The organism is Occallatibacter sp., assembly GCF_049802275.1.
Classification (GTDB): Bacteria; Acidobacteriota; Terriglobia; order Terriglobales; family Acidobacteriaceae; genus Telmatobacter.
In genome coordinates, this window is sequence record NZ_JBARMD010000147.1 from 1 (window position 1) to 3117 (window position 3117).

General features: G+C 61.0%; 3 protein-coding genes. 2 read left to right on the forward strand and 1 reads right to left on the reverse strand.

The annotated features are described in order from the left end of the window. Positions 1-4: 4 nt before the first annotated feature. Positions 5-2314: an ATP-dependent DNA helicase RecG gene (gene recG / locus WA354_RS04755; protein ID WP_472811863.1), complete on the forward strand. Its 2310-nt coding sequence runs from the start codon at positions 5-7 to the stop codon at positions 2312-2314. Positions 2315-2317: 3 nt separating this feature from the next. On the opposite strand, the gene WA354_RS04760 is transcribed toward recG, so the two are convergent. Then, positions 2318-2734: a hypothetical protein gene (locus tag WA354_RS04760; RefSeq protein ID WP_472811861.1), complete on the reverse strand. Its 417-nt coding sequence runs from the start codon at positions 2732-2734 to the stop codon at positions 2318-2320. 156 nt (positions 2735-2890) lie between these two features. On the opposite strand from WA354_RS04760, the gene acpS reads away from it, so the two are divergent. Continuing rightward, positions 2891-3117 (forward strand): holo-ACP synthase (acpS, locus tag WA354_RS04765; RefSeq protein ID WP_472811862.1); only part of this gene is annotated, 227 nt, incomplete at its 3' end.

Genomic DNA, 3117 nt, shown 5'->3' on the forward strand with positions numbered 1-3117 from the left:
GAGTGTGCCCGGCCTCGACAGTCCAGTCAAATTTGTGCGCGGCGTTGGTCCGCAGGTATCTGAGATGCTCGCCGCCAAAGGCATCCAGACTGCCGAGGATCTGCTCTACCACCTCCCTTTTCGCTACGAGGACCGACAGAACCCGCGCAGTCTCGACGAGCTGAAACCCGGCGAGATGGCCAGCGTGATCGCGGAGGTGCGGGGCGCCGCCCTGTTGCGCACCCGGCGTATGCCGCTCTTTGAACTCACGGTGGGCCAGGGCCGCCACGCGCTCAAGTGCATCTGGTTTCACGCCACCTATCTCGAAGGTAAGTTCCATGCCGGCCAAACGGTCGCGCTCTACGGCAAAATCGAGCCCTCCCGTTCCTCCAGCAACTTCAAGATGATCCAGCCGCAGTTCGAAATCCTCCCCGACTCCAGTGACGACGCCGAAACGCGCTTGCTCGAAGTCGGCCGCATCACACCGGTCTATGAATCTCTCGGAGGATCGCGGCTGGCATCCCGGTGGCAGCGCAAGGTGATCTTTAACCTGCTCGAGGATATCCGTGGCAAAGTGCCTGAATGCCTGCCCGCATCGATGGTGGCCCGGCTCGACATGGCTGATCGCGAAGCCTCGCTCCGTGAAGTGCACTTTCCGCCGGAAGGAACATCGCTCACCCAGTTGCAATCGTGGGCCACGCCGCCGCACCGCCGCCTGATCTTCGAAGAGCTGTTTTTTCTCGAGTTGGGTCTGGAACTCAAGCGCCGCAAAATGCGCGAACGTGCCGGGATCGCCTTCGAAACCAGTGACAAAGTCCGCGAGGCCATCCGCGAGGTGCTGCCCTTCCATCCCACCGCCGCACAAAAGCGCACTCTGGGCGAGATTGTCACCGACATGCGTGCCGGCAGCCCGATGCGACGCCTCCTGCAAGGCGATGTGGGCTCGGGCAAAACCATCGTGGCCTTGCAGGCCATGCTGGTCGCAATCGAGAACGGCTACCAGGCGGCACTGATGGCGCCCACTGAGATTCTTGCAACCCAGCACTTTCTCGCCGCACGCAAACTGCTTGAACGATCGTCCCGGAAATACCGCCTCGTCCTGCTTACCGGTTCGCTCGATGAAGACCGCAAGAGGGCCAATCGAGCTTTGATCAATCGCGGCGAAGCGCAACTGGTGATCGGCACGCACGCTCTGATCGAAGAAAAGGTTGAGTTCGATCGCCTTGGCCTGGTTGTGGTCGACGAACAGCACCGCTTCGGCGTGCTCCAGCGCTTCAAATTGATGAAAAAGCCGAACCAGCCAGAGCCCGATGTGCTGGTGATGACGGCAACCCCGATTCCGCGCACGCTGGCGCTATCTCTCTACGGGGATCTGGACGTAAGCGTACTTGACGAACTGCCGCCGGGCCGCACTCCCATCGTCACGCGCCGAGTGCCCGAGGAGCGGTCCGCCGACGTGTGGGATTTCGTGCGCAAGCAGGTGGCGCAGAAGCGGCAGGCCTACATTGTCTACCCGGTAATCGAGGGCAGCAGCGATGACCAGCCGGAATTGGACTTTTCGCATGACGATCGCGTCCTGACCGATGCCGCGACTTCGGGTGCCCCACCCATTTCAGAGTCTCATCGTGAAATGAGTGGGAAGACCACCCGCAAAGGCAAGACAGCAGACCTCTTTCCGGGCATCTCCGCCCAAAAGACCGCTCCAAAGAGTAAAGGAGCGGAACTCAAATCAGCTGTCGCCATGCATGAGAAGCTGCGCACTGGCCCGCTCGCCGGACTGCGCGTCGGCCTTCTGCACGGCCGTCTGGACGCAGACGACAAGGAAGTAATCATGCGCCGCTTTCAGCGCGGCGAAATCGACGTGCTGGTGGCGACGACCGTGGTTGAGGTCGGCGTCGATGTTCCAAACGCAACGGTGATGGTCGTCGAGCATGCAGAGCGTTTCGGCCTCGCGCAGTTGCATCAGTTGCGAGGCCGGGTAGGCCGCGGCGCGGCCAAAAGCTACTGCATCCTGATTACAGGACAGAGCGTGTCTGAACAGGCTGAAGAGCGCTTGAATGCGATGGTCCGCACTCAGGATGGCTTCGAACTGGCGGAACTGGACCTGTCGATGCGCGGACCCGGCGAATTCTTCGGCACGCGTCAGGCCGGCCTGCCCGACTTCAGGGTCGCCAACCTCGTCCGCGACCGCGCCCTGCTAGAACTGGCCAAGCACGAGGCCGAACGTTTCGCCACCGTCAAACCGGGCGAAGGCACAGAGGCTGAGCGTGCTCGCGTTTGGGCGAGACTACGAGAAGCCTGGCAGCGGCGCTATGGCCTGGTGGAAGCCGGGTAGTTCTTAGTGGGGGGGCAATCGACCATGCCCTTCCGACTCCCCGTCTGCCACTTCAATCGGAGACGTTTGCACTTCGAGATCGATGCTTACAATTTCATCCCTGCATTCTTTCCGCACCATGCGCGTGCATTGGCACAGCTCCGTAAAGCGGATATGCGCAGCCTGACTCAGCTCCAGGCCGGCGGCGATCAGAATGCTGTAGATTTCGAGGCAGGAGCGCCGTTCGAACTCGAACAGGATATCGATCAGGCCGGTGTCACTTGCACTTCTGCTCAATACCCAGCCCCCGCAGGCGAGGATCGCGCCGGTGAGCGACTTTACCGCCCTGCCCGGCTCGTCTCGCGATATCGCCCTCATCTGCAAAGCCCATGGAATCACACCTGGCTGAAGTGGGTCGCGAAAGATCGAAGCCTGTCTCATGCCGGTCTTATCGGCTGGAATGCAAGAACGTTCATGCTGTTCCGCGGTGGGGCAGGCCAGGCCTCACGCGGTGCAAAACCAGTCTGTTCTTTCACCCACAGCGACATATGCGTTTCGACCGGCTCCTAACCGCGGGATGTTAGGTTGGTACACAGCATGATTGTCGGCAGCGGCATTGACCTGGTTGAAATCGCGCGTATTCAGCAATCGCTCGAGCGATTTGGTCCGCGGTTTCTCAATCGCGTGTTCACTTCAGCGGAGCAGGCCTATTGCATGCGCAAGCGCAATGCCGCTGAAAGTTTGGCGGCTCGTTTCGCCGCGAAGGAAGCCGCCGCCAAAGCCCTGGGGACTGGAATCAGCCGCGGGGTGAACTGGCTTGAGAT